General features: G+C 62.5%; 3 protein-coding genes. 1 reads left to right on the top strand and 2 read right to left on the bottom strand.

Annotation, left to right across the window (positions count from 1 at the left end; translation table 11 throughout):
• Positions 1-346: 346 nt before the first annotated feature.
• Together QZ269_RS12475 and QZ269_RS12470 are read right to left on the bottom strand one after the other, a co-directional pair.
• Positions 347-1,069: a TetR/AcrR family transcriptional regulator gene (locus QZ269_RS12475; protein ID WP_291427030.1), complete on the bottom strand. Its 723-nt coding sequence runs from the start codon at positions 1,067-1,069 to the stop codon at positions 347-349.
• 84 nt (positions 1,070-1,153) lie between these two features.
• Positions 1,154-2,455, bottom strand: a complete 1,302-nt coding sequence (locus tag QZ269_RS12470; protein ID WP_291427029.1) for an acyl-CoA dehydrogenase family protein — start codon at positions 2,453-2,455, stop codon at positions 1,154-1,156.
• A gap of 155 nt (positions 2,456-2,610) precedes the next feature.
• On the opposite strand from QZ269_RS12470, the gene QZ269_RS12465 reads away from it, so the two are divergent.
• Positions 2,611-3,397 (top strand): CoA transferase (locus QZ269_RS12465; RefSeq protein ID WP_291427028.1); only part of this gene is annotated, 787 nt, incomplete at its 3' end.

The raw sequence follows: 3,397 nt of genomic DNA, 5'->3' as shown, positions 1-3,397 counted from the left end.
CCCAGATGATTCGACGTTTATTCTGGAGGATTGAAGGCGGCTTTAGCCGCAACCGAACCCCTGCACTTTCAGTGCAGAGTCGTTCAGTTCAGCGACACAAAAGCGAGTCAACCGGGTGTGCTTCGGCTAGGTCAGTTGGTCTGTGGCCGCGATGCAACGGCTGAGGTCATTCCAGGCCGCACGGTTGACACAGATGGACGTGGCGGCAGATAGCCGGAGCTGTTCCAGGCAATGAGATGCCCAGCACCGTAAGCGAAGCCTGGGCTGCTGCACCAGCCTGTTCAGTTCCACCTTAAGTGTGGAACGCGGAATGACTTCCTGACCTTGAAAAGGGGAGAGGGGCCAGTCATCCTGAATCTGTAGGGGGATCAGCGTGGTACGGCGGGCCAGCAGGCGCTCCTGAGCCTCTTGAAGGACCTTCTGATACTTCTCCTGGGCGGCCCCCCGGCTCTAGGTTCGCTGCTTCAAGCAAGGTAGTCCGCCACAGCCGGAGATAGGCTTTAAACAGCTCGGGCGGTGCACCCAGCGGAACATCCTGTGCCATACCGCGCATCAGCCACTGCGTCAGAAAGAGGACGCGTTCCGGGGGAATGTCGGGCCGATTGCTCCGTACATACCGCGTAGCCACCCGGCCCATAATCAGATAAACTCGGGTCCAGAGCCGCTTGACAATCGTCTCAAGCTCTGGCTCCCGGCGGCTGGCGTACGTCAGTTCAGCGAGCATGGCCCCTTCCTGAGCCGTAAAAATATCTCTCCAGACGGCAAAGATAAAGGCCTCTACCGGATCGGCGGCCTGTTGGGATTGGGCGAAGGCCCCGACCAGCTTGCGCGAAAGCCGCGAAACCAGTTCCCGGGCCGCCGCTTCCATCAGGCCACTCTTGCTAGAAAAGTGGTGCAGCGGCGCGCCGCGTGACACGCCTGCCCGCTCGGTCACTTTGCTGATGGTCAGGCCCACGTAACCGTCGGTGACGAGGCAATCCAGGGTCGCTTCTATCAGTTTCTGGCGCATGGTTTCGCTGCGCTCGGCCTGTGTGCGGCGTTCAGTGGGTCGGGGCAGGGCTACTGTCATGGGCCTCCACAGAAAGGAAACAGGAAAGGTGGGTCAGGAAGCCCGTCCACAGCGGCTTCCCCTCCCACCTCTAAGGCCCTGAGATTACAGGCTACGTGCAATAAGTTCTTTCATGATTTCGTTGGTGCCGCCGTAGATGCGGTGGGCGCGGTTGTCCACAAAGGCGCGGGCCACCGGGTATTCCCACATGTAGCCGTAGCCGCCGTGCAGCTGCACGCACTGGTCAATCACACGGCTGCACATGTCCGACACCCAGTACTTGGCTGCGGAAGCGGCCTGGGGGCTGAGTTTGTGCTCCAGTTCCTGTCTCAGGCACTCGTCTACGAACACGCGCCCCACGTTGATTTCGGTTTGCAGTTCGGCCAGCTTGTGACGCACCGTCTGGAATTCCATGACGCTCTGACCAAACGCCTGACGCTCTTTGACGTACTCGCGGGTCAGGTTAAAGACCGCTTCTGTACCGGCCTGCGCCTGAATGGCGATGATCAGGCGCTCCCAGGGCAGTTCCTGCATCAGCATCTTGAAGCCCATGCCTTCTGCGCCCAGCAGGTTTTCTTTCGGCACCTTCACGTCGTTGAAGAACAGCTCGGCGGTGTCGTTGCCTTTCATGCCCATTTTCTTCAGCGGCTTGCCCTTCGTGAACCCCTCGCTGGCCGTATCGACGAGCAGCAGGCTGATGTCACGGCTGCCTTTGCCGGTGTTGCCCGTCTTGGCGACCACGATGGCAAGGTCGGCGAGGTAGCCGTTGGTAATGAAGATCTTGGAGCCGTTCAGCAGGTAGTGGTCGCCCTTGTCCTCGGCGCGGGTCTTGATGCCCTGAAGGTCGGAGCCAGCGCCGGGTTCGGACATGGCGATGCAGCCGACGATTTCCCCGGTCCCCATTTTGGGCAGGTACCGCTGCTTTTGCTCCTCGGTGCCGTAGTTCAGGATGTACGGCGCGACGATGTCCGAATGCAGCATGAAGCCCAGGGCGCTGCTGAGGATGCGGCCCTGTTCCTCCATCAGAATGGCGCTGAACAGCCGGTCGCCGCCCAGCCCGCCGTATTCCTCGGGAATGGCGGCGCAGAGCATTCCGGCTTCGCCGGCCTTGTTCCAGAGTTCGCGGGGCACGTGGCCCTGGTGCTCGAACTGTTCACCGTAGGGGGCCACCTCTTTTTCCATGAAGGCGCGAACCGACCGGCGGTAGGCTTCATGTTCGGCCTCGTACAGCGAGCGCGGCAGGAGGGGCGGCGTGGCGGGCACGGCCGTAAAGACCTGCGCCTGGTCGCTGGGCGCCTGTCCAAGGCCGGCCGCTTCGGCCAGACCTTCCACGGGCTTGCCCGGCTGGGCACCCTGAGCGGCGGCGAGTTCGGTTTCTGTTGGGGTGGCGATGTCTTGTCCGGTCATGTCAAGGCTCCTGTCTGAAAGAGGGACTGGTCAAATGAACTTAAATGTTGTACGTTCAATATGTTCGTTGAAAACTAGTGGTGTGTCAAGTGGCTGCCGAGCCTTGAACACTGTACTGGCCGTTATTTTCCCCCTTTCTCTCTCAAGGAGGCCCTTTGTCTACCTCAACTCCTGCTCTGGCTGGTCTAAAAGCGCTGACCCTCGCGGGCAACATTCCCGGCCCGCTGGCCGCCGCCGCCCTGGTGAAAGACGGCATCCAGATGACGAAAGTGGAAGGCCCGGGCGGCGACATGCTGCGCCAGGCCCATTCTGACCTGTACGCCAACCTGGCGGCCGGGCAGACTGTTCAGACCCTCGACCTGCGCTCGGCAGACGGGCAGGCGGCGTTTCACGCGCTGCTGAAAGACGCCGACCTGCTGCTGACCAGTCAGCGGCCTGCCGCGCTTGCCCGTCTGGGCCTCACGCAGGAGGCTCTGGCCGCCCTGAACCCCCGGCTGTGCTGGGTGGACATCGTGGGCGATACCGAAGAACCCGAAGTGCCGGGCCACGACCTGACCTATCAGCTTCAGGCTGGGCTGCTTAACCCGCCGCAGATGCCGCGCACCCTGCTGGCCGACATCGCCGGGGGCCAGGAAGCGGCCCGCGCCGCCGTGACCCTCCTGCTGGGGCGTGAACGGGGCGCGACCGAGCGCTACCGGCAGGTGGGCCTGAAACAAAGCGCCGAACATTTTGCCCTGCCGCTGCGTTTCGGGCTGACAGCCCAGGGCGGCTGGCTTTCGGGCGCGTTGCCGAACTACCGGCTCTATCCCCTCAAAGACGGTTGGGTGGGGGTCGCCGCGCTCGAACCACATTTCGCCCAGCGGCTCATGACGGTGCTGGCCGGGCGCAACCCGGACGACGTGCTGAGCGAGATGACGGTCGAGGACTGTAACCGCCTGGCCC

Origin of the sequence: Deinococcus sp. (genome assembly GCF_018260405.1) — a bacterium.
Lineage (GTDB): Bacteria > Deinococcota > Deinococci > Deinococcales > Deinococcaceae > Deinococcus.
This window is presented reverse-complemented; position numbering and strand designations above follow the sequence as displayed.